This window comes from Vibrio sp. Vb2131 (assembly GCF_033338535.1).
Classification (GTDB): Bacteria; Pseudomonadota; Gammaproteobacteria; order Enterobacterales; family Vibrionaceae; genus Vibrio; species Vibrio alginolyticus.
In genome coordinates this window covers 253,763-275,761 of the sequence record NZ_JAWOSW010000002.1, presented here as the reverse complement: position 1 = coordinate 275,761, position 21,999 = coordinate 253,763, and the positions used below count along the sequence as shown (strand labels likewise).

The 21,999-nt window shown below is 44.8% G+C and carries 24 protein-coding genes; 19 read left to right on the top strand and 5 right to left on the bottom strand.

Annotated features, from left to right (window positions below; all coding sequences use genetic code 11):
* Positions 1-46 precede the first annotated feature (46 nt).
* The 6 genes from lolA to R7E38_RS03360 all read left to right on the top strand — a co-directional run bounded on the left by lolA (position 47) and on the right by R7E38_RS03360 (position 5,356).
* Positions 47-673 carry an outer membrane lipoprotein chaperone LolA gene (lolA, locus tag R7E38_RS03385; protein WP_104975210.1) on the top strand — a complete coding sequence of 209 codons (627 nt, stop codon included), beginning with the start codon at positions 47-49 and terminating at the stop codon, positions 671-673.
* A complete protein-coding gene (locus tag R7E38_RS03380; protein WP_017821702.1) occupies positions 674-2,029 on the top strand; it encodes a replication-associated recombination protein A in 1,356 nt (451 codons plus the stop codon).
* A 91-nt stretch (positions 2,030-2,120) separates the two neighbouring features.
* Positions 2,121-3,428, top strand: a complete 1,308-nt coding sequence (serS, locus tag R7E38_RS03375; RefSeq protein ID WP_005437179.1) for a serine--tRNA ligase — start codon at positions 2,121-2,123, stop codon at positions 3,426-3,428.
* Positions 3,429-3,631: 203 nt separating this feature from the next.
* Positions 3,632-4,534: an N-acetylmuramidase domain-containing protein gene (locus R7E38_RS03370; RefSeq protein WP_104975211.1), complete on the top strand. Its 903-nt coding sequence runs from the start codon at positions 3,632-3,634 to the stop codon at positions 4,532-4,534.
* Positions 4,524-4,952, top strand: a complete 429-nt coding sequence (locus R7E38_RS03365; RefSeq protein ID WP_115386395.1) for a hypothetical protein — start codon at positions 4,524-4,526, stop codon at positions 4,950-4,952. Before R7E38_RS03370 ends, R7E38_RS03365 begins: the two co-directional genes overlap by 11 nt.
* 137 nt (positions 4,953-5,089) lie before the next feature.
* Positions 5,090-5,356, top strand: coding sequence for a DksA/TraR family C4-type zinc finger protein (locus R7E38_RS03360; RefSeq protein ID WP_132936554.1), 267 nt, complete (start codon positions 5,090-5,092; stop codon positions 5,354-5,356).
* A 69-nt stretch (positions 5,357-5,425) separates the two neighbouring features.
* On the opposite strand, the gene bioA is transcribed toward R7E38_RS03360, so the two are convergent.
* Positions 5,426-6,706, bottom strand: a complete 1,281-nt coding sequence (gene bioA / locus R7E38_RS03355; RefSeq protein WP_115385863.1) for an adenosylmethionine--8-amino-7-oxononanoate transaminase — start codon at positions 6,704-6,706, stop codon at positions 5,426-5,428.
* 130 nt (positions 6,707-6,836) lie between these two features.
* Between bioA and bioB the strand changes: the two genes are divergently transcribed.
* The 4 genes from bioB to bioD are packed head-to-tail and all read left to right on the top strand — an operon-like array spanning position 6,837 to position 10,531.
* Positions 6,837-7,889, top strand: a complete 1,053-nt coding sequence (gene bioB / locus R7E38_RS03350) for a biotin synthase BioB (protein ID WP_086369529.1) — start codon at positions 6,837-6,839, stop codon at positions 7,887-7,889.
* A complete protein-coding gene (gene bioF / locus R7E38_RS03345; protein WP_017821706.1) occupies positions 7,876-9,027 on the top strand; it encodes an 8-amino-7-oxononanoate synthase in 1,152 nt (383 codons plus the stop codon). The genes bioB and bioF overlap by 14 nt, the downstream gene beginning before the upstream one ends.
* Positions 9,027-9,848 carry a malonyl-ACP O-methyltransferase BioC gene (gene bioC, locus R7E38_RS03340; RefSeq protein ID WP_005388087.1) on the top strand — a complete coding sequence of 274 codons (822 nt, stop codon included), beginning with the start codon at positions 9,027-9,029 and terminating at the stop codon, positions 9,846-9,848. Before bioF ends, bioC begins: the two co-directional genes overlap by 1 nt.
* On the top strand, positions 9,845-10,531 hold the full coding sequence (bioD, locus tag R7E38_RS03335; RefSeq protein ID WP_005378217.1) for a dethiobiotin synthase: 687 nt from the start codon (positions 9,845-9,847) through the stop codon (positions 10,529-10,531). The genes bioC and bioD overlap by 4 nt, the downstream gene beginning before the upstream one ends.
* A gap of 82 nt (positions 10,532-10,613) precedes the next feature.
* Here bioD and R7E38_RS03330 read toward each other — a convergent pair whose 3' ends face one another.
* Complete coding sequence (locus R7E38_RS03330) at positions 10,614-10,781, bottom strand: hypothetical protein (protein ID WP_005378215.1); 168 nt, start codon at positions 10,779-10,781, stop codon at positions 10,614-10,616.
* Positions 10,782-11,290: 509 nt separating this feature from the next.
* On the opposite strand from R7E38_RS03330, the gene htpX reads away from it, so the two are divergent.
* From htpX to R7E38_RS03285, 9 genes are all read left to right on the top strand, one after another.
* Positions 11,291-12,160 carry a protease HtpX gene (htpX, locus tag R7E38_RS03325; protein WP_005388085.1) on the top strand — a complete coding sequence of 290 codons (870 nt, stop codon included), beginning with the start codon at positions 11,291-11,293 and terminating at the stop codon, positions 12,158-12,160.
* A gap of 210 nt (positions 12,161-12,370) precedes the next feature.
* Positions 12,371-12,790 (top strand): nuclear transport factor 2 family protein, encoded by a 420-nt coding sequence (locus R7E38_RS03320; protein WP_005378211.1) that lies wholly within the window; start codon positions 12,371-12,373, stop codon positions 12,788-12,790.
* Positions 12,787-13,512, top strand: a complete 726-nt coding sequence (locus R7E38_RS03315; RefSeq protein WP_025766886.1) for an SDR family oxidoreductase — start codon at positions 12,787-12,789, stop codon at positions 13,510-13,512. Before R7E38_RS03320 ends, R7E38_RS03315 begins: the two co-directional genes overlap by 4 nt.
* Before the next feature lie 12 nt (positions 13,513-13,524).
* Positions 13,525-14,835, top strand: a complete 1,311-nt coding sequence (locus R7E38_RS03310) for an NAD(P)/FAD-dependent oxidoreductase (protein ID WP_213907078.1) — start codon at positions 13,525-13,527, stop codon at positions 14,833-14,835.
* A gap of 1 nt (position 14,836) precedes the next feature.
* Positions 14,837-15,655 carry a DUF1365 domain-containing protein gene (locus tag R7E38_RS03305; protein ID WP_213898122.1) on the top strand — a complete coding sequence of 273 codons (819 nt, stop codon included), beginning with the start codon at positions 14,837-14,839 and terminating at the stop codon, positions 15,653-15,655.
* Entirely contained in the window at positions 15,649-16,905 is a 1,257-nt protein-coding gene (locus tag R7E38_RS03300; RefSeq protein WP_025766883.1) for an SAM-dependent methyltransferase, read from the top strand. The genes R7E38_RS03305 and R7E38_RS03300 overlap by 7 nt, the downstream gene beginning before the upstream one ends.
* Before the next feature lie 6 nt (positions 16,906-16,911).
* On the top strand, positions 16,912-17,424 hold the full coding sequence (locus R7E38_RS03295) for a DUF2878 domain-containing protein (RefSeq protein ID WP_053303214.1): 513 nt from the start codon (positions 16,912-16,914) through the stop codon (positions 17,422-17,424).
* Entirely contained in the window at positions 17,384-17,977 is a 594-nt protein-coding gene (locus R7E38_RS03290) for a chalcone isomerase family protein (RefSeq protein WP_017634389.1), read from the top strand. The genes R7E38_RS03295 and R7E38_RS03290 overlap by 41 nt, the downstream gene beginning before the upstream one ends.
* On the top strand, positions 17,977-18,510 hold the full coding sequence (locus tag R7E38_RS03285; RefSeq protein ID WP_226082859.1) for a DUF3833 domain-containing protein: 534 nt from the start codon (positions 17,977-17,979) through the stop codon (positions 18,508-18,510). The genes R7E38_RS03290 and R7E38_RS03285 overlap by 1 nt, the downstream gene beginning before the upstream one ends.
* A 133-nt stretch (positions 18,511-18,643) precedes the next feature.
* Here R7E38_RS03285 and purB read toward each other — a convergent pair whose 3' ends face one another.
* The 3 genes from purB to mnmA form a co-directional block, all read right to left on the bottom strand.
* Complete coding sequence (gene purB / locus R7E38_RS03280; protein ID WP_005378198.1) at positions 18,644-20,014, bottom strand: adenylosuccinate lyase; 1,371 nt, start codon at positions 20,012-20,014, stop codon at positions 18,644-18,646.
* A 153-nt stretch (positions 20,015-20,167) separates the two neighbouring features.
* Positions 20,168-20,785, bottom strand: coding sequence for a high frequency lysogenization protein HflD (gene hflD, locus R7E38_RS03275; RefSeq protein ID WP_005378194.1), 618 nt, complete (start codon positions 20,783-20,785; stop codon positions 20,168-20,170).
* 10 nt (positions 20,786-20,795) lie between these two features.
* Positions 20,796-21,920, bottom strand: a complete 1,125-nt coding sequence (gene mnmA / locus R7E38_RS03270; protein ID WP_226082861.1) for a tRNA 2-thiouridine(34) synthase MnmA — start codon at positions 21,918-21,920, stop codon at positions 20,796-20,798.
* Positions 21,921-21,999: the final 79 nt, after the last annotated feature.

Sequence of the window (21,999 nt, the reverse complement as noted above, 5' to 3'; positions counted from 1 at the left end):
CACCTCAGTCCAACTGAGGTGAGTGGTTCTAATAATAGGTATCTGAATGAAAAAACTATTTTCAGCGAAACTTTTCTCTGCGCTTGTTTTAAGCTTTTCCCTCTTTTCTACCGCACACGCAGCATCTCCTAAAGATGAATTAAACAAACGCCTTTCTATGAATGATGGCTTTAGTGCGGATTTCTCTCAGCAGGTTATCAGCCCTGAAGGCGAAACGGTTATGGTAGGAGAAGGTATGGTTGAAATCGCTCGCCCAAGCCTGTTCCGTTGGAGTACAACATTCCCTGATGAGAACCTATTGGTCTCTGACGGTAAGACATTGTGGTACTACAGCCCATTCATCGAGCAAGTGAGCATCTACTGGCAAGAGCAAGCAACAGAGCAAACGCCATTTGTTTTGCTAACGCGTAACCGAGCAAGTGATTGGAATAACTACAAAATATTTCAAAAAGGTGACCAGTTTACTCTCATTCCTACCGCAGTAGACTCCACACAAGGTCAATTCCAGATTAATATTGATGCCAAAGGTGTCGTGAAAGGCTTCAACGTGGTTGAGCAAGACGGCCAAAAAGGTTTGTTCACCTTTAACAACGTGAAGCTGGGTAAACCAAAAGCAGACAGATTCACATTCACAATTCCAAAAGGTGTGGAAGTGGATGACCAAAGGAATTAATTGGTAGTGAGTAATTACACATTAGATTTCTCGGGGGACGAAGATTTTCGTCCCCTTGCTGCTCGTATGAGACCGGAAACAATCGAGCAATACATTGGACAGCAGCACATTTTAGGCCCTGGTAAGCCACTGCGCCGTGCGCTAGAGGCGGGTCACATTCACTCTATGATCCTTTGGGGACCACCAGGCACAGGCAAAACGACATTAGCGGAAGTGGCTGCAAACTACGCCAATGCTGAAGTAGAGCGTGTGTCTGCCGTAACGTCTGGTGTGAAAGAAATCCGTGCAGCAATCGAGAAAGCACGTGAGAACAAAATGGCGGGCCGCCGCACCATCTTATTTGTGGATGAGGTGCATCGCTTCAACAAATCTCAACAAGACGCGTTTTTACCGCATATCGAAGATGGCACGGTTACCTTTATTGGTGCGACGACAGAAAACCCGTCGTTTGAGTTAAACAACGCATTGCTGTCACGTGCACGTGTCTACAAGCTAACGTCTCTCGATAAAGATGAAATCTCACTGGCGCTGAATCAAGCGATCAGTGACAAAGAGCGTGGCTTGGGCAATACACCCGCACATTTCGCTGATAACGTATTAGACCGCCTAGCAGAACTGGTCAACGGTGATGCTCGCATGTCTCTCAATTATCTTGAGCTGCTCTACGACATGGCAGAAGACAATGCGCAAGGTGAAAAAGAGATCACGCTTAAGTTGCTGGCTGAAGTGGCAGGGGAGAAAGTCTCTCGCTTCGATAACAAAGGTGATATCTGGTATGACTTAATCTCTGCGGTCCACAAATCCATTCGTGGCTCTAACCCAGATGCGGCGCTTTACTGGGCTGCACGTATGATTGCTGCGGGTTGTGATCCTCTTTATATTGCCCGTCGATTACTTGCGATAGCATCGGAAGATGTCGGCAATGCGGACCCTAGAGCCATGCAAGTGGCACTCTCCGCGTGGGACTGTTTTACACGCGTTGGTCCAGCAGAAGGTGAACGTGCGATTGCTCAAGCTATTGTTTATCTCGCGTGCGCTCCAAAGAGTAATGCCGTTTACGTTGCTTGGAAACAAGCGCTAGCGGACGCTCATAACTTACCTGAATATGAAGTGCCGCATCACCTTCGAAATGCGCCAACCAGTTTGATGAAAGACATGGGTTATGGGGCTGAGTATCGTTATGCTCACGATGAGCCTGGTGCTTACGCAGCAGGTGAGCAATATTTGCCGCCTGAAATGGGCGATCGTAGGTACTATCAGCCGACAAATCGTGGTCTGGAGACCAAAATCGGCGAAAAGTTAGATTACTTGGCTACTTTAGACGCAAATAGCCCACAAAAGCGCTATGAAAAGTAGGCGTTTTTGGATACATTTGTTTAGTAAATTTTTTTAACGCGTACGCTTGGAAAGTGCGCGTGATTTCACAACAAAAAGCATAGGATTAACAATGCTGGATTCTAAATTACTTCGTACAGAGCTGGATGAAACAGCTGCTAAACTGGCGCGTCGTGGCTTTAAGCTAGACGTAGATACTATTCGTAAACTTGAAGAACAACGTAAGTCCATTCAAGTAGAAGTAGAAAATTTACAATCCACGCGTAACTCCATCTCCAAGCAAATCGGCCAAAAAATGGCGGCTGGCGACAAAGAAGGCGCAGAAGAGATCAAGAAACAAATCGGTACGCTAGGTAGCGATCTTGATGCGAAGAAAGTTGAACTTGAGCAAGTAATGGCTCAACTAGACGAATTCACGCTTTCTGTACCAAACATCCCAGCAGATGAAGTGCCAGATGGCAAAGATGAAAACGACAACGTTGAAATCTCTCGTTGGGGTGAGCCAAAGTCTTACGACTTCGAACTGAAAGATCACGTTGACCTAGGCGAAATGGGCGACGGTCTAGACTTCGCAAGTGCAGTTAAGATCACTGGCGCACGTTTCATCGTGATGAAAGGCCAATTTGCTCGTCTACACCGTGCAATCGCTCAGTTCATGCTGGATCTTCACACTGAAGAGCACGGCTACACAGAAATGTACGTACCTTACCTAGTAAACTCTGACAGCCTATTCGGTACTGGTCAGCTTCCTAAGTTTGGTAAAGATCTTTTCCACACTGAGCCGCTAGTAGAAAAAGTAAACGACGAAGAGCCACGTAAACTGTCTCTAATCCCTACTGCAGAAGTACCTGTAACGAACCTAGTTCGTGACACGATTTCTGACGAAGCGGATCTACCAATTAAGATGACAGCTCACACGCCATGTTTCCGTTCAGAAGCAGGTTCTTACGGTCGTGATACTCGTGGTTTGATTCGTATGCACCAGTTCGACAAAGTTGAGCTAGTACAAATCACTAAGCCAGAAGATTCAATGAACGCACTAGAAGAGCTAACAGGTCACGCTGAGAAAGTTCTACAACTTCTAGAGCTTCCTTACCGTAAAGTGGTTCTATGTACAGGTGACATGGGCTTCGGCGCTCGTAAGACTTACGACCTAGAAGTTTGGGTTCCTGCTCAAGAAACTTACCGTGAAATTTCTTCATGTTCTAACATGTGGGATTTCCAAGCTCGTCGTATGCAAGCACGTTTCCGTCGTAAAGGCGAGAAGAAACCTGAGCTTGTACACACGCTAAACGGTTCTGGTCTTGCTGTAGGTCGTACAATGGTTGCTATCCTAGAAAACAACCAAGAAGCAGACGGCCGCATTGCAATCCCTACAGTACTTCAGAAGTACATGGCGGGCGCAACGCACATCGGTTAATTCATTAACCACTAGAACACCAAAACCCAGCCTTAGTGCTGGGTTTTTTGTTATCTGCGTCGAGTGAAAATACGTTGTTATGTAAATGTAGGGTGAGGTATTGCATAGTTAGCCTAAATTATTAAAACCAGCCCCTAATGATATTTTTCTAAGCTTCATTGAGCGTGACAAGCTCCTCCAAAAGATAAAGAGGAGGTACTTTCATGGCTTCAATAAGAATAAGCGGCTCTGTTGGCTTGGGTGGTAAAAATGTGGATGCTGATATTCGTACGGTACAAAGGTCTATTAACCAATTGCTTGGTTCTTTAAAGGGAGTAAAGGAACTTAAAGTGGATGGGAAACTAGGCTCTAGACCGGAAAACTCCAAGACTGTCGCCGCAATTAAAGCTTTTCAGAAAAGCCTTGTTGGGATGGTTCGTCCAGATGGAAGGATAGATGTGAATGGAAGAAGCCATCGTAAGCTGAATGATTATTTAAAACGAACACCTGAGACTGCGGTGGCATATACGTTACCTTTGGTTGGCTCAAGAGATGCGTTGACGGACTTGGATTATCGCAAAGTAGCTGAAACCCTTGAATGCGAAGTCGCTGCTATTAAAGCTGTAGCGGAAGTTGAGAGCCGAGGAGAAGCCTACTTTAGCAATGGTAAGCCAAAGATTTTGTTTGAGGCTCATATATTTTCGAGACTCACTTCAAGAGCCTACGATAACAGTCATCCAAGTATTTCAAGTCGGCATTGGAATCGAAGTCTGTATGTTGGTGGTATCTCAGAATACGTACGTTTAAATAAAGCGATTGAACTGAATTCAAATGCAGCAATCCGCTCCGCATCTTGGGGACGTTTCCAAATTATGGGCTTTAATTTCAAGTTAGCTGGTCATGTTACCGCTGAATCCTTTGTTAAAGCTGTATTCGAGTCAGAGAAGAAACAACTTGAGGCTTTTGTTACGTTTATCCAAAAGTCTGGCTTAGGTGAACATATAAGAGATAAAAATTGGGCTGCCTTTGCTCGTGGTTACAATGGTTCTGAGTATCAGAAAAATCAATACGACGTCAAATTAGAAAAGGCTTACAAAAAATATGCTTCGATTAAAAATGCTGCGTAACATTTCTTTGCTTGGACTTATTTTTAGTTCATCTGCTTGTGCTTCCAGCCACACTAATACTGCGCTATTTAAGTGTGATGCTTCACATCCTAACCGTCTAGAAATATCAATAGAAAATATAAACAGTCAGGTTCTACTGTCGGAGCTTAACTTAGGGGGGAGCAGTATTGAAAGAACCTTAGCTGTAAAGGACTTTAAATTAGACCAGTATCATCGAGCGTTGGTAGATGAGAAGTCACTGGAATTTAGTATTGGTGAGCGCGTCATATTAGTCAGTGAGTACTTTAGCGAGGAGTTTGGTGAGGTAGAGAAAATACTCAGTGTTACTTTGAGAGAGCCTGAGCAAACGCAGTACTTTGAATGTGAGGAAGGGAGTATGAGTAACCTTGCATTGCTTTTCCATGAGAGTGCCGAATAATCGATTACAGAGTAATTATTACTAAAACGTAATAGTGTTTTCGAATTTATCCTAATTATCTTGTTATTTGTAATCGATATAATCATCCACCTTACCACGGTAAGTAGATTTTCTCATTCAAGTAACGAGGAGGGCTTATGGCCGTAGGGTGGGCAAATGACGATAGCGTCAGCCAACAAATTCAAAACACAATAGACGACGAGATTTCCCGTGTTCGTGGCAGTATCACAAGGGGTGAAAGCGCCCATTATTGCGATGAGTGTGGTGATGAGATCCCAGAAGCACGTCGTTTTGCTATGAAAGGCGTTCGTTTGTGTATCGAATGTCAGTCAACAATCGAATTGGTGTCTCAACGCCAAGCATTGTTCAATCGACGAGCGAGTAAAGACAGTCAACTCCGATAACTTTACTGTTCTAATAAATAATGAGACGGTTTGAGTCTCATACTCAAACCGTTTTCATATTGAATTGGACTATGAAGCGAAGCAGTCTTTACGTTGCAACGCAGCATCAATCGCGTTAACTAGCTTCTCAATATCTTCCGGCTTGCTGATGAACGGCGGCATCATATAAATCAGTTTGCCAAATGGACGAATCCAAACTCCGTGTTCAACAAACAAGGCTTGGATGGTTTCCATATTCACAGGGCGATGCGTCTCCACTACGCCAATGGCACCTAGCCAACGGGTGTTCTTCACCAACTCGTATTCTTCAAGTTTTGGTAGTAACTCAGAAAACAGCGTTTCAATTTGTTGGGTTTGTTGCTGCCAATTACCTCGCTCAATCAATTCCAAACTTGCGGTGGCAACAGCACAGGCGAGTGGATTCCCCATAAAGGTTGGACCGTGCATAAAACAGCCTGCATCACCACCACAAACGGTGTCTGCTACGTGTTTGCTCGCCAGAGTCGCAGAGAGGGTCATGTAGCCGCCAGTGAGTGCTTTCCCGACACACAGAATGTCTGGTTGAATGTCTGCATGTTCGCAGGCAAACAACTTACCGGTACGACCAAATCCGGTAGCGATCTCATCTGCAATCAATAACAAGCCGTATTTGTCGCAAAGCCTACGCACGCCTTTGAGAAATTCTGGATGGTAGATGCGCATGCCGCCTGCGCCTTGAACAATAGGTTCTAGGATCACCGCAGCAAGTTCTTCATGGTGCGTTTCAATCTTGTGCTCGAAGTCAGTAAGGTCCTCTGGCTTCCATTCATCCCAATAACCACAAGTTGGTGACTCCGCAAAGATATGCTCAGGCAAAAAGCCTTTGTAAAGAGAGTGCATTGAGTTATCAGGATCGGTAACCGACATAGCCGCAAAGGTGTCGCCGTGATAACCGTGTCGCAAAGTAAGAAACTTCGGTCGGCGTTCGCCTTTTGCATGCCAATATTGCAGTGCCATTTTTAAGCTGACTTCTACGGCAACGGAGCCTGAATCGGCAAGGAATACATGTTCAAGGTTATTTGGTGCAAGGGACAATAGCTTCTTACACAAACTGATTGCTGGCTGGTGGGTAATCCCGCCAAACATCACGTGAGAGACCTGATCGATTTGCTGGTGAGCGGCTTGATTTAAATGCGGATGGTTGTAGCCGTGGATCGTCGACCACCAAGAAGACATGCCATCGACCAGCTCAGTACCGTCTTCCAATTTAATATGAACACCATTTGCCGATGCCACTGGGTAGCAGGTCAGAGGTGTCAATGTCGAAGTGTAAGGATGCCAGATATGCTGGCGGTCGAAGGCGAGATCCATGTGCGATTCCAATAATAATTGAGGTTAAAAAGTAGACAGATGTAAACTTTGTTCTTTTGCGTTGTGTTGACAGTTTATCGAGACTCAGTAGACTGTCAACACAACAACAAAAGTGACTAAAGGAATACACGTGGAAGTTCGTCATAACTGGACGCATGCTGAAGTGCGCGATCTCATGGAAAAACCATTCATGGATCTCCTATTCGAAGCGCAGCTTGTACATCGTCAATATCAACAAACCAACCATGTTCAAGTAAGCACGCTTCTGTCGATTAAGACTGGTGCTTGTCCAGAAGATTGTAAGTACTGTCCTCAGAGTGCTCGTTACACCACAGACATCGAGAAAGAGCGTCTGATGGAAGTAGAACGCGTACTCGATGCTGCGCAAAAAGCCAAAAATGCTGGTTCTACTCGATTCTGTATGGGCGCAGCATGGAAAAATCCAAAAGAGCGTGACATGCCGCATTTGACCGACATGATCAAAGGCGTGAAGGACATGGGTTTAGAAACGTGTATGACATTAGGTATGTTGACACCAGATCAAGCAAAGCAATTGGCAACCGCAGGTCTGGATTACTACAACCACAACCTAGATACCTCACCTGAGTTCTACGGCAACATTATTACCACACGTACTTACCAAGACCGTTTAGATACTTTATCTCACGTACGTGATGCTGGCATGAAGATCTGTTCCGGTGGCATCATCGGCATGGGTGAAAGTGCTAACGACCGAGCAGGTTTGTTGGTTGAATTGGCTAACTTGCCGGTACACCCTGAAAGCGTTCCAATCAACATGCTCGTGAAGGTAAAGGGGACACCACTGGAAGAGGTGGACGATGTTGAGCCATTCGATTTCATTCGCTTGATTGCGATTGCGCGCATCATGATGCCTCAATCAGCGGTTCGTCTATCGGCTGGCCGTGAAAACATGAACGAACAAATGCAAGCGCTGTGTTTTATGGCGGGTGCAAACTCAGTCTTCTATGGCTGCAAACTTCTGACGACTCCAAATCCTTCTGAAGATAAGGACATGATGCTGTTCAATAAGCTCGGTATTAACAGCCAAGAGGTGTCTCAAAAGCCTGATGAAATCGAAGAAAACGAGTTACTCGATCGCGTCGTAGAGCGCGTTGCTGCCCGTCCGACAAAAGACGACCTTTTCTACGATGCCAGCGTTTAAATCTCGTATCGAGTCCGCCCTTGCTGAGCGTAAAACGCAAGGGTTGAATCGCTCTATGAATGTGGTGTTTGCCGGTAACCAGTCCGTTTTGGAACACGAAGGTAGACGCTACATTAATTTCTCAAGTAATGATTATTTGGGATTGGCTAATGACCAAGCGCTTGTTCGGGCTTGGCAGCAAGGTTTAAGCGTATATGGTAGTGGCAGTGGAGCATCACCGATGGTGACTGGCTTTAGTGCCGCGCACAGCAATTTAGAAGCCGCACTGACCGAATGGTTGGGTTACGACAGAGCAATTCTGTTTGGTTCTGGATTCAGTGCTAATCAAGCCTTGTTGTTCACCTTGTTGGAAAAATCAGACGTATTGATCCAAGACCGTTTGAACCATGCCTCACTGATGGAAGCGGGGGCGTTGTCACCAGCTAAGATGAAGCGCTTCAAACACAATGACATCGAGCACCTAAAGTCGCTGATTAATAGCGAAGACAACCATCTAGTTGTGACTGAAGGGGTATTCAGCATGGACGGCGACTGTGCGCCGCTTAGCGATATAGCTGAAGTCACTCGTAGTCATGATGCTTGGTTTGCTGTCGATGACGCTCATGGTATTGGCGTTCTTGGTCAATCCGGTGGTGGTTCTTGCGAGTTGGCAACGGTTAAACCCGAGATACTGATCGTTACTTTCGGCAAAGCGTTTGGTATGTCTGGCGCGGCTATTTTATGTGACCACGCAACGGGAGACTTTTTGACTCAGTTTGCTCGTCACCATGTGTATTCCACAGCGATGCCTCCGGCACAAGCCTACGCGCTCACGCATGCGGTTTCTATGGTTCAAGAGCAGTCTTGGCGACGTGAAAAGCTCTCTGAGCTTAGTGAAGTGTATCGAGATAGCCTTAGCGACCTTGAGGGGTTTGTTGAGACTCAAACTTCGATTAAGCCCTTTTTGATTGGTGAATCTGAATTGGCTTTGCGAGTAGCAGGTGCTTGTCGCCAAAACGGTATTTGGGTGACTGCTATTCGCCCTCCGACGGTGCCTAAAGGAACGTCTCGTCTTCGAATCACACTCACTGCCAATCACACTAATGAACAAGTTAAAACGCTTTCAATCGCATTGAAGCAAGCATTAGGAGCGCTGTAATGGATAATGCAACTACCGCATTAGCGCAAACGCTCGCGTTAGAGAGTTTCCATCAAGATAAAGACGCGATTGCCTCTTCGTTTGGTAAAGCAGCAGAAACATACGATAAACATGCGGCTTTTCAACGTGATGTCGGGCATCAGCTGCTTGATAAACTTCCTGAAAACTTGACGGGAAAACGTGTATTGGATTTAGGTTGTGGCACGGGTTATTTCTCCCAACTACTTCAACAACGCGGTGCGGAAGTAGTCTGCGGCGATATCTCTCAAGCCATGTTAGATAAAGCAGAGCAGCGTTGTGGTGCAGTACGAATGCATTACCAAGTTGCTGATGCTGAAAACTTACCATTTGACGATGATAGCTTCGATTACGTGTTTTCAAGTTTAGCGCTGCAATGGTGTACAGATTTAAGTTACCCACTAAAAGAAGTGCGCCGCGTGCTAAAAAATGGTGGGAAAGCGTGGTTCTCTACACTGGTTGATGGATCACTGTATGAGCTGCGTGCATCATGGGAAAAAATTGATGCATATCAACACGTCAATAACTTTCTAACGCTCAATCAGGTAAAAATTGCGTTAGCGCAATCTCGATGTGACAGCCATCAACTAGACTTGACCACCATCACAGTTTGGTACGACTCTGCATTTTCAGTTATGCGTGACCTCAAAGGTATAGGTGCAAATCACGTAAGCGGGCGCTCACACGGTTTAACTAGTCGCGAGACTTTGTTAAAAGTTGAGCATGCGTACCAAGCGTTTAAAAACGATCAAGGTCTTCTACCTGCAAGTTATCAGGTTTGTTTTGGAGTAATACATCTATGATTGATGCTTTTTTTATTGCTGGTACGGATACTGATGTTGGAAAGACGGTAGCGTCTAAAGCCATTTTGCAAGCGATCGCAGCAAAAGGACTAAACACTATTGGTTATAAGCCAGTGGCAGCAGGGAGTGACAAGACTGAAGCGGGATGGCGCAACTCTGATGCTTTACACTTACAAGACGCCGCAACACTCGATGTGGCCTATGATGATGTGAACCCATACGCTTTAGAGTTGCCTGCTTCTCCCCACATTGCAGCGAAGCATGAACATGTCGAAATAAGTTACGATGTTCTGAGTCAAAAACTGGCTCAACATAAGCAGCAAGCCGATGTTGTTCTCGTTGAAGGTGCTGGAGGCTGGCGTGTGCCAGTATCCGATACGGACTGTTTATCTACATGGGTAAAAGAAGAGCAGTTACCTGTTGTACTGGTGGTTGGCATTAAATTAGGCTGTTTGAGCCACGCTTTACTCACAGCAGAGAGTATTAAAGCGGATGGTTTGAATCTTGTTGGCTGGGTGGCAAACCGCGTCAACCCAGGCACAGAGCACTACGCTGACATTATCGAGATGCTAGAAGCACGTATCGATGCACCTAAGCTTGGGGAAATTCCATATATTCCAAGTGCTAAACGTAAAGAGCTAGGCAAGTACATTAATGTAGAGCCGTTGCTAAACACTGACTAATGGTGTTTAGGATAAAAGACTAAAAAACCCAAAGGGCTGCGCAATGCAGCCCTTTCTTGTTGGTGTAACCTAAAAAGTCAGATTACTTATCTTGGCTGAGCCCCATCAATGCTTGTTGTGTTTCTGCAACACGCTGAGACATATGATGATCGGTTGAAATACCAAGTTGTTGCTTTGCCTCGTCCTCTGAGATGCCTAGGTGACAACGTAGTAAATCAATAGCCATTTGATAGTCGTTAGTTTCTACCATGGTTTTTCCCTCAATACATGGAGTTTTTGAGCTCACCCAATGCACTTTTTGCAATGTACTTAGAGTGGCTCTGTTTTGTTCATCTCATTCGAATTTAGCATGTCCATGTAGCCGCACAATAAGACCAAAGTCTATAGCAGAGCTAACGTACTGTTTTTGGTCTATTAAAAAATTTCTAGCTAAGTTGCTAAGAGGTGATAGATTTAACACCAAGATCATCTATCAATAGATCATGGGTAGCTCAGAGCTTATTTTATCATTTTGATAAATGTATATGAACGGAGGTTCCAGCTCCTACCAAAGCATGTTTTGAAATCGCTTGAATCAAATATTTCAGTCCCGAAAACAAATGTTGCAATTTATTGCTTAACCTTGTTTTTATCGCGGATAGACTATATCTATAACGCACGGAACATGAAAATCAACGGAATTGGCTTTTATAGCGATTACCATTTGTTCCTTATAACAATCCGTTTTAAAAAAACGATAAGCTTCCTCGGAGAAAAGTAATGAAGCGAATTATGTTATTCCTAGCAACTAACCTAGCTGTCGTGCTAGTGCTTAGTGTTGTTCTGAATATTGTTTACGCTGTAACTGGAATGCAACCAGGCAGTCTGTCAGGTTTACTTGTAATGGCTGCTGTATTTGGTTTTGGTGGCGCATTTATTTCGTTGATGATGTCAAAGGGTATGGCGCTACGCTCGGTTGGTGGTATGGTCATTGAAAGCCCGCGCAACGAAACGGAGCATTGGTTAGTCGAAACTGTGGGTCGTCAAGCTCAACAAGTGGGTATTGGTATGCCAACGGTGGCTATTTATGATTCACCAGATATCAATGCATTTGCGACAGGTGCAAAACGAGATGACTCTCTTGTCGCAGTTTCTACTGGTCTTTTACACAATATGACTCGTGATGAGGCAGAGGCAGTACTTGCACACGAAGTGAGCCATATTGCAAATGGTGATATGGTCACGATGACGTTGATGCAAGGTGTCGTGAACACGTTTGTTATCTTCCTATCACGCTTTATTGCCAATATCGTGGCATCGAACGATGATGAAGAAGGCCAAGGTACAAATATGATGGTTTACTTTGGCGTATCCATGGTGCTTGAACTGGTATTTGGTTTCCTAGCTAGCTTCTTGACTATGTGGTACAGCCGTCATCGCGAATTCCACGCGGACGCAGGTGCTGCGCGCCTCGTTGGCAAAGAAAAAATGATTGCGGCTCTAGAGCGTTTGAAGGTGAGTCATGAATCTCAACTGGATGGCACCATGATGGCGTTTGGTATCAATGGCAAGCAGTCGCTGACTGAGCTACTAATGAGCCACCCTCCGCTAGATAAACGTATTGCAGCGTTGCGAGGCCAGCAATACTAATTGTTCCTACTTAAATAATTGTTAATCTGCTGAAAAGGCTTGGTTTTGACCAAGCCTTTTTTTTTCGCCGATTGATCGCGTGCGAACTTCATCACGTACTACTTACAGAAATAAAGTTATACAAAATTATTTTTGTACAACTTTGGAGGAATGAACTATCTTGTACATATAATAATTTTGTACAACTTAATGGGCGTGTAGGAGTAAAAAATGGACATACAGTCTGTTGGCAATATCTATCAAAAGCTCAACAAAGCGAACTTACATCTGCTTAAGGATATATATCACCAAGATGTAGTATTTGAGGACGCAGCGCATCGTTTAGAAGGATGGCCAGCACTTTCGGATTATTTCACCTCATTATATGCCAACGTCATCAGTTGTGATTTTGTAATCCATGAGCATCAACAAGTCGGAGATACAGGCTTCCTAACTTGGACAATGGACCTTCAGCATCCCAAACTTCAGAAGGGTGCGCCTATTCTCGTCAATGGTGTTTCGCACCTCAAATTTAGCGAAGGTCAGGTCATTTATCACCGAGACTATTTTGATCTCGGAGAGATGCTCTATGAGCATTTACCGTTACTTGGTTCAGTCGTTAAAACCATCAAGCAAAGGTTAGGACAATGAACAACACCATCTTAATCACAGGCGCCACCTCCGGAATAGGAAGGCAGCTTGCCCTAGATTACGCGAACTCAGAATGGAATGTGATTGCTTGTGGTCGGAATCAAGATGTTCTTGCAGAACTGGAGGCAGTTTCCTCCAAAATTCATACATTGCAGTTTGATGTGACAAATTATGAGGAAACTCAGCAGGCGCTCTCTAATTTGCCATTTACGCCAAACACATGGGTTTTTAACGCAGGCGATTGTGAGTACATGGATGAGGGAGTGGTCGACGCGAAACTCATGGCGCGTGTGATGAACGTAAATGTTGTCGGTGTTGCCAACTGCGTTGAAGGCTGCCAAGTGCATTTAGAGAGAGGGCACCGCATTGTTATTGTTGGCTCTATCGCATCAGAAGTGGCATTGCCTCGTGCTGAAGCTTACGGCGCATCCAAAGCGGCAGTCAGTTATTTTGCACGCACGCTCGCCGTCGACTTGAAAAAGAAAGGGATCAAAGTGGTAACGGTGTTTCCTGGTTTTGTTGAAACGCCGTTGACTAACAAAAACGACTTCGAAATGCCAATGATCATTTCTACTCAGCAAGCGTCGGACTCTATCAGGAAGCAGTTAGCCGCCAACAAGACCTATATCTATTTCCCGGCGAGATTTACCAGTATTTTACGTTTTATCTCGTTACTTCCATACAGTTGGCAAGCTCGCCTAACTGCTAAACTCGTATCATAAGAAGGAATAAAAATGAAAACAGCAGGAAGAAAGAAGATAGCGATTGTGGGAACGGGAATCTCTGGCCTTACTTGTGGTTATTACTTGCATAAAGAACATGATGTAACGCTGTTTGAAGCGAACGATTACATCGGTGGCCATACTGCAACCGTTGATGTGAGCCTTGATGGTAAAGAATACGCGATAGATACTGGGTTCATCGTCTATAACGACCGTACGTACCCTAATTTCATTAAAATGATGAGCGAGATTGGCGTTGAAGGTCTGCCGACTCAAATGAGCTTCAGTGTCAGAAATGATGGGAACGGACTAGAGTACAACGGCCACACAGTGTCGACATTGTTTGCTCAAAAACGTAACTGGGCAAACCCTAAATTTTATCGATTTATCTTCGAGATACTTCGTTTCAATAAACTTGCCAAGCGCTTCGCTAGCGAGCAGTCCACGCACTCTCAGACGTTAGGTGAGTTCCTTGACGAACACAAATTCAGTGCTTTCTTTACCGATAACTACATATTACCGATGGGCGCTGCGATTTGGTCGTCGACTTTGGCTGACATGCGCGCATTCCCTCTTATGTTCTTCTTACGTTTCTTCCTCAACCACGGTCTGCTAGATGTGACTAACCGACCACAATGGTATGTGATTAAAGGTGGTTCACGTTCATACATTCCACCATTGACCAAAGGCTTTGCGGAGAATATTCGTCTTAATAGTCCTGTCGAAAAAGTGGTTCGCAACGAAAAAGGGGTTGGCGTTCAAGTTCGCGGAGAAACGCATTGGTTTGATGACGTTATCTTTGCTTGTCACAGTGATCAAGCAATGAGAATGCTAGAGGATATCAGCCCAATTGAGCAGGAAATCTTGGGGGATATGACATACCAAGCAAATGAAGTTGTTCTTCATACCGACTCTGCCGTACTACCAAAACGTAAGGCAGCATGGGCATCATGGAACTACCTATTGGAAGGCAGTGAGGAGGAACAGCAACGCCTCCCTTCGCTAACTTATAACATGAACATTCTTCAGCATATTCAATCAGAACACACGTTTTGTGTAACGTTGAATAGTACTGAGCAAATTAACTCAAATAAAGTCTTGCGTTCGTTCACTTATCATCATCCAGTATTCACCACTGAGTCTATTGCAGCGCAGCAGCGCAAAGATGAGATACAGGGCAAACAAAGTACCTGGTTCTGTGGCGCTTATTGGTACAACGGTTTTCATGAAGATGGCGTGCGTAGCGCGCTTGATGTTGTGAAAGAACTAGAAGAAAAGTACCGCGAACAAAATGTGGTTCCTTTCGAAAAAGGCGCAGCGTGATATGGATAGCCAAATGAACAGCCGATTGTTTATAGGCAACGTTCGTCACCGTCGATTCACGCCGGTGAATCATGAGTTGAACTACTCTTTATTTATGCCCGCCATCGATGTAGACGAGCTCGATGCTTTAGAGAAAAAAGTATGGGGTTTTGGTTCGCGTTGGTGGCATTGGGCTCGCTTCAAGCGCAGTGATTACATTGGTGAAGGTAGCGTCAAGTCGGCAGTGCACAGCAAAATTGAAGAACTGACAGGTGTTCGCTGTACTGGCAAGGTAGTCGCAGTCTGTCACTTGCGTTATCTAGGGCTTTATTTCAGTCCCGTTAATTTCTACTACGTTTATAACACGGAAGGAGAATGGAAGTATCTCCTCGCAGAGGTGAGTAACACTCCTTGGAATGAACGACATTACTACGTGGTGTCAGCAGATAAAGAAGAAGAAAAGTTTGGTTGGGAACAAGTTAAAGCATTCCATGTTTCACCATTCAACCCGATTGACCAACTCTACCGCTGGAGAATTAAACCTTTGACAGACAAGTTGAATATTCATCTTGAATGTCACAAAGGAGAGAAACACTTTGATGCCACCATGGTTATGAAAGCCAAGCCACTTTCAAGCAAAACCTTATTGAGGTGTTTGATCGTTACACCAATACAAACGGTAAAAGTAATGGTTGGTATTTATTGGCACGCATTAAAACTTTGGGTGAAAGGCGCACCCTTTTATTCTCATCCTAAATATTCAACTCATGAAGAAATAGAAGCCGATACTGAAAAAACAGACAAAAAAAATAAAAAGCACAAGGAGAATTCTGCATGTTAAATACTAGTTCTATGACATTGCCGCGTAAATTGACGACAACGCAAAAAGCGGCTCGCGGAGTTATTTTTCAATGTCTGCAAAAAATGGAAATCGGCTGCTTAACAGTTATTGAAAGTTTTAAGACGGAAACGACAGAGCGAAGCGAGCGTTTTAGTGCGCCAAATGGGGAGTACAGTGGTCAACCTGTTGTCGCTACTATAGAGGTAAAACATCCAGGCTTTTATTCACGGATCTTGCAGGGCGGCAGTATTGCTGCTGGTGAGGCTTATATGGATGGGTGGTGGGATAGCCCCGATTTAACCTCATTAATGAAACTGATGGCCCTTAACATGCGTGCTCTAGATAAACTCGAAGAGCAAGGCAGTTGGTTGACTAAAATACTGTACAAGTTCAGCCATTGGTCAAACAGAAACTCTGAAGAGAACTCACGTAAAAATATCCATGCGCATTACGACTTGGGTAACAACCTATACGAAGCGTTCCTTGACACCAATATGCTGTACTCGTCGGCGCTTTACAATCATGCGGATGACTCTCTAGAGCAGGCTCAAATCAACAAAATGGATCGTCTATGTCAGCAACTTGAGCTGAAATCTACCGATCATGTTGTTGAAATTGGCACTGGGTGGGGCGCTATGGCGATTTACATGGCTGAACAATACGGTTGTCAGGTCACCACAACAACGATATCTGAAGAGCAACACGCGTACGCGGAGCAAAAAATCAAAGAGCGTGGCTTAGAAGACAAAATCACTCTACTCAAAGAAGATTACCGAAACCTAACCGGCACTTATGACAAGCTCGTTTCTATTGAAATGATTGAAGCTGTGGGCAAACAATTCCTGCCTTCGTACATTAAGGTCTGTGAGTCTTTATTAAAGTCCGGTGGCTTGATGGCGATTCAAGCGATTACGATTGCCGATCAGCGTTACGATTACTACAGTAACAACGTCGACTTTATCCAAAAGTACATTTTCCCGGGTGGTTTTTTACCGTCGGTAACCTCACTAACCCAAGCCACAACAAAATACAGTGACTTAGTGACGCGAGACTTGTTCGATATTGGTTTGGACTACGCCAAGACGCTGAACGAATGGCACTTACGTTTTAATCGAGCAGAGAATGAAGTGCGCTCGTTTGGCTACGACGACCGCTTTGTGCGTATGTGGCGCTACTATTTGAGCTACTGTGAAGGTGGCTTTTTGGCTCGCACGATCAGTGCCGTTCACATGACGTTTCAACGCCCGTAGTTCGTTATGAAGGTGTTTCTTGCTTCGACATGGTTCCAACTCTGCTGGTTTGCAGCGGTGCTTGGAACCTATCAATGGCAATGGGTGACGTTATTCCTTACTTTGGCAACCCTACTATATTGTTTGAAAAGCGATGCATCTTCGCTCAAAAGTATTAGTGTGATCGTCACGGTCGGGCTCGTGCTTGATACGCTCAATCAACAACTCTCGGTCTTTGTCTTTCCAACCCCATGGCTGCCAGTCTGGTTATTATGCTTGTGGGTTTTGTTTTCTTGGTATGCCTATCAACTTAAGTCAATTTTGTACCGTTTCCCAAAAACCTACGTATCAATAGTAGGCGGTATCGGAGGAACGGCGAGCTACTTTGCTGGCCATAAACTCCAAGCCGTTGAATTTGGATTCAGCACTGGCGCTACACTGGCAATGTTGTTTGTCGAATGGTGCGTCATGATGCTCTTGATACTCAAGGTGTACGGAAATGAAAAGCTTGAAGAGAGACTTAACTCAGAGACTGACTAGGTTGCTTGCGTTGGTAATAGTAACTGGTTCTTTTGCTCTGCAAGCTCAACCTGTTGGAAATAGCGAAGCTGCCAGCAACATTGCGAATTGGAAGGGGTGGAAAACTGTTGGAGAAGCCCAACTTACTTGGTTCATCTTCGATATTTATCACTCAAGATTAAAAGCGCCTGATGGAAAGTTCATCGTAAGCGATGACGTATCGCCACATCCCCTTGCATTGGAAATTAATTACAAGAGAGACATCAGTAAGCAACAGCTGCTTGATGTGACGGATGAGCAGTGGGCGAAATTGGGTTTTACTGACTCATATCGAAAAGATTGGATTAGCGAGCTCGATCGTATGTTTCCTGATATTCAAAAAGGTGACGAGCTTACTTATCTAACAGATGGAAAATCTGGTCAGCTTTTTTATAAGCAGGTTGGGGACGTGCAAGTAAAGAACGTTGGCATCATTGAAGACGAACGAATGAACGATGCATTTTTGGCTATATGGTTATCACCCAACACAGAATTTCCGAAACTCCGAAAACAATTGATAGGGCAGGTTAGATAGTGTTTAAACGAATTTTTAAATCAGCGACTTTAGTGGCAGCTGTTTTTCTTTCGGCATGTTCCGCAGACATTGATAATTACCGCTCTTCTACACCGACTTTTGACGTATTCGGTTATTTCGCAGGCGACATAAAGGCGTGGGGGATGGTGCAAGATTATACCGGACAGCAAACGCGTCGCTTTGAAGTCGATATAGTGGGTACTGTAGCGGGTGATACGCTGACGCTGGTGGAAGACTTCGTGTTTGATGACGGAGAGGTGGACCAGCGAATTTGGGTTATCACTAGATTAGAAGACGGTCGTTATGAAGGTAAGGCAGACGATATTATAGGTGTAGCAACAGGGGAAGAGCAGGGCAATGCGTTACAGTGGCAATATGACTTTGAGCTACAAATGGAGGATTCATCAGTGACGGTTGCTTTTGATGATTGGCTTTATCGTCAGGATGACAGACACGCTTTCAATCTAACGAAAATAAAAAAGTTTGGTGTGGAAGTAGGAACAATAACCTTGTTCTTCCAAAAGCAGCCATAACAAATGGGGCTGATCTTCAATTAATAATCCATTCCATATAACTAAAATTATTTTCTCCCGACCTAACTCTCCTAACTAAAAAAGGTTGACGCTTTCGCGTCAACCTTTTAGGTATCTGGTCGTTACAGGAGGATTACAGCTTATCTGTCAGCTCGATTGCTTGACCGATATAGTTCGCTGGCGTCATCTCTTTCAGACGTGCTTTCTCGTGCTCAGGAAGCTCAAGACCGTCGATGAAGTTACGCATTGCTTCGCCGTCTACACGCTTACCACGAGTTAGCTCTTTCAGCTTCTCGTATGGCTTCTCGATGCCGTAACGACGCATAACTGTTTGTACTGGCTCAGCTAGTACTTCCCAGTTCTTGTCTAGTTCAGCAAGAAGCGCTTCACGGTTTACTTCTAGCTTGCTGATGCCTTTAAGCGTAGAAGTGTAAGCGATGATAGCGTAGCCAACACCAACACCAAGGTTACGTAGAACCGTTGAGTCAGTTAGGTCACGTTGCCAACGAGAGATAGGCAGTTTCTGTGCTAGGTGGCCGAATACAGCGTTCGCAAGACCTAGGTTACCTTCTGAGTTTTCAAAGTCGATTGGGTTAACTTTGTGAGGCATTGTTGAAGAACCGATCTCACCTGCAATAGTTTTTTGCTTGAAGTGGCCTAGTGCAATGTAACCCCAAACGTCACGGTCGAAGTCAATCAGGATAGTGTTGAAACGAGCGATAGCGTCGAACAGCTCAGCGATGTAATCGTGCGGTTCGATTTGAGTTGTGTAAGGGTTCCAAGTTACGCCTAGAGACTCTGTGATGAACTCTTCAGAGAACTTGTGCCAATCTAGCTCTGGGTAAGCAGAAAGGTGTGCATTGTAGTTACCTACTGCACCGTTGATTTTCGCTAGGATCTCAACGTTTTCGATTTGCTTGAATTGACGCTCCATACGGTACGCCACGTTTGCCATTTCTTTACCCATAGTAGATGGAGAAGCAGGCTGACCGTGTGTACGAGATAGAAGAGGAATGTCGCGGTATTCCACTGCTAGTGCTTTGATAGCGTCGATTAGGTTACGGATTTCTGGAAGAATCACGTTCTCACGCGCTTCTTTAAGCATTAGAGCGTGTGATGTGTTGTTGATGTCTTCAGAAGTACATGCGAAGTGGAAGAACTCGTTTACTGCGTGCAGTTCAGGAACGTCTGCTACTTTCTCTTTTAGGAAGTACTCAACCGCTTTTACGTCGTGGTTAGTTGTACGCTCGATCTCTTTGATACGGCGTGCATCTTCTTCAGAGAAGTTTGCAGCAAGGTCGTCTAGGAATTGGTTTGCTTCTGCGCTAAACGCTGGCACTTCTGCAATTTCAGCAGTAGCAGCAAGCTTTTGTAGCCAGCGGATTTCAACGATAGTACGGTACTTTAGTAGACCGTATTCACTGAAAATTTCGCGTAACGCAATTGTCTTGCTTCCGTAACGGCCGTCTACTGGTGAAACAGCAGTCAATGCTGACAGTTCCATGATGTTCTCCTGAATTGGGTTTCTAAATTTCGTGAGCTTTATACCAATAACTGTGGCAATTGTCACGAATATTGCGCAAACGTTTGCGCGAGATTTGTTTTAGTCGAAAAAAATGAGCTCGCGATAAACGCGAGCTGCTTATTTGATATTTTACTACAGACGAGCAAGAAGGATTTGTGCTTGCTCTACCATCTTCTTGCGCCCGAAGATTAGGTGGCGACGCTTACCACCAACTTGACGCCAAAGAACTGCACTACGAATGCCAGATAACAACAGCGCACGAACTTTGTGTTGGCTTGCCGTCTGCTGCAGTACAGATGGCGTGCCCGTTACTTGAATGCGTGGGCCAATAGGGCTAACGACATCCAGATAGATGCTCGCTAAATTGCTGATCATTTGATCGTCTAGTAGCTCAAAGTGCTCTGACTGACGCTTGGCCATTTGAATACGATCGCCAAGCTGAGACATAGCATCGTTACGAGAGCTTAACTTACGTTCTAACGCCATTAAACTAATAATGTAACGAGTAATTTCACTGCCTGATGGTGTGCTATCAATCCCTTTAACCAAGCATTCTAGGCCGAGCTTTAGATCGGCTTCGCGACCGAATACGCCAACTGTGTTAGCAGGGTTCGTGCTCAAAATAGCGTTGATTGATGTTTCAAAAGCATCTTGATCACAATGTCCGTTTCTCGCTACCTGTTGAACTAAAGCAACAGCTTGGCAAATCCCAGCGAAAGCGATAGTACGGTCATAAAGTGTATTCGCCACGTAACGACTCCTAAGCTTGAGAATATTTAATGCGTTGCTCGATGATGCCGCCACCTAGGCACACGTCACCTTTGTAGAACACTGCTGATTGACCTGGAGTTACAGCAATTTGTGGCTCGTCAAAGATAACTTTAATGTTTTCATCATCGATAGGGATGATTGTACAAGGAATATCTTCCTGACGGTAACGAGTTTTCACTGTGCACTTCATAACATCGCGAATTGGCTCACGATCTACCCAGTGAAGTTGTGATGCAAGTAGACCTTCTGATTTCAACATTGGATGGTCTTTACCTTGAACGGCAATCAAAACGTTACGTTCTAGATCTTTCTCACCAACGAACCATGGGTCCTCGTTACCACCGCCGCCTTTACGGCCACCAATGTGTAGACCTTTACGCTGACCAAGTGTGTGGTACATCAGGCCTTGGTGTTGACCAATCACTTCGCCTTCTGGAGTCTCGATATTACCAGGCTGAGCTGGAAGGTAGCGACTCAGGAATTCCGTAAACTTACGTTCACCGATGAAACAAATACCAGTAGAGTCTTTCTTCTTCGCCGTGATTAGATCTTGTTCTTCCGCAATGCGGCGTACTTCTGGCTTCTCTAGGTCACCAACAGGGAATAGGCTACGTGCGATTTGCTCGTTGCTTAATGTGTACAGGAAGTAGCTTTGATCTTTGTTGCCATCTAGACCACGCAGCATCTGTGGTTTTTCACCATTTTCTGGGAAAGAGCGACGCACATAGTGGCCCATTGCAATGTAATCAGCATCAAGTACTTCATCAGCGAATTCTAGGAATGCTTTGAACTTGATTTCTTTGTTACAAAGAATGTCAGGGTTCGGAGTACGGCCAGCTTTGTATTCAGCAAGGAAGTACTCAAATACGTTATCCCAGTATTCGGCAGCAAAGTTGATAGTGTGTAGGTGGATGCCTAGCTTGTCACATACTGCCTGAGCGTCAGCAAGATCTTCTGCCGCTGTACAATATTCTTCGTTGTCATCTTCTTCCCAGTTCTTCATGAAAAGGCCTTCTACTTGGTAGCCTTGCTGCTTTAGAAGATACGCGGAAACAGATGAATCAACGCCGCCGGACATACCGACGATGACTTTCTTTTGGCTGTTATCAGACATTACTAAACACCACTTAAATAAACGGGATGCAGATTCTATCAGAATCCACAGACCGGTGACAGATCCGAGATCGAAATCA

What these genes read in the sequence shown, in the direction of transcription:
- lolA (WP_104975210.1), top strand. Translation starts at nt 47, where the DNA reads ATGAAAAAACTATTTTCAGCGAAACTTTTCTCTGCGCTTGTTTTAAGC.
- serS (WP_005437179.1), top strand. Translation starts at nt 2,121, where the DNA reads ATGCTGGATTCTAAATTACTTCGTACAGAGCTGGATGAAACAGCTGCT.
- R7E38_RS03370 (WP_104975211.1), top strand. Translation starts at nt 3,632, where the DNA reads ATGGCTTCAATAAGAATAAGCGGCTCTGTTGGCTTGGGTGGTAAAAAT.
- R7E38_RS03365 (WP_115386395.1), top strand. Translation starts at nt 4,524, where the DNA reads ATGCTGCGTAACATTTCTTTGCTTGGACTTATTTTTAGTTCATCTGCT.
- R7E38_RS03360 (WP_132936554.1), top strand. Translation starts at nt 5,090, where the DNA reads ATGGCCGTAGGGTGGGCAAATGACGATAGCGTCAGCCAACAAATTCAA.
- bioA (WP_115385863.1), bottom strand. Translation starts at nt 6,706, where the DNA reads ATGGATCTCGCCTTCGACCGCCAGCATATCTGGCATCCTTACACTTCG.
- bioF (WP_017821706.1), top strand. Translation starts at nt 7,876, where the DNA reads ATGCCAGCGTTTAAATCTCGTATCGAGTCCGCCCTTGCTGAGCGTAAA.
- bioC (WP_005388087.1), top strand. Translation starts at nt 9,027, where the DNA reads ATGGATAATGCAACTACCGCATTAGCGCAAACGCTCGCGTTAGAGAGT.
- bioD (WP_005378217.1), top strand. Translation starts at nt 9,845, where the DNA reads ATGATTGATGCTTTTTTTATTGCTGGTACGGATACTGATGTTGGAAAG.
- R7E38_RS03330 (WP_005378215.1), bottom strand. Translation starts at nt 10,781, where the DNA reads ATGGTAGAAACTAACGACTATCAAATGGCTATTGATTTACTACGTTGT.
- htpX (WP_005388085.1), top strand. Translation starts at nt 11,291, where the DNA reads ATGAAGCGAATTATGTTATTCCTAGCAACTAACCTAGCTGTCGTGCTA.
- R7E38_RS03320 (WP_005378211.1), top strand. Translation starts at nt 12,371, where the DNA reads ATGGACATACAGTCTGTTGGCAATATCTATCAAAAGCTCAACAAAGCG.
- R7E38_RS03315 (WP_025766886.1), top strand. Translation starts at nt 12,787, where the DNA reads ATGAACAACACCATCTTAATCACAGGCGCCACCTCCGGAATAGGAAGG.
- R7E38_RS03310 (WP_213907078.1), top strand. Translation starts at nt 13,525, where the DNA reads ATGAAAACAGCAGGAAGAAAGAAGATAGCGATTGTGGGAACGGGAATC.
- R7E38_RS03305 (WP_213898122.1), top strand. Translation starts at nt 14,837, where the DNA reads ATGGATAGCCAAATGAACAGCCGATTGTTTATAGGCAACGTTCGTCAC.
- R7E38_RS03300 (WP_025766883.1), top strand. Translation starts at nt 15,649, where the DNA reads ATGTTAAATACTAGTTCTATGACATTGCCGCGTAAATTGACGACAACG.
- R7E38_RS03295 (WP_053303214.1), top strand. Translation starts at nt 16,912, where the DNA reads ATGAAGGTGTTTCTTGCTTCGACATGGTTCCAACTCTGCTGGTTTGCA.
- R7E38_RS03290 (WP_017634389.1), top strand. Translation starts at nt 17,384, where the DNA reads ATGAAAAGCTTGAAGAGAGACTTAACTCAGAGACTGACTAGGTTGCTT.
- purB (WP_005378198.1), bottom strand. Translation starts at nt 20,014, where the DNA reads ATGGAACTGTCAGCATTGACTGCTGTTTCACCAGTAGACGGCCGTTAC.
- mnmA (WP_226082861.1), bottom strand. Translation starts at nt 21,920, where the DNA reads ATGTCTGATAACAGCCAAAAGAAAGTCATCGTCGGTATGTCCGGCGGC.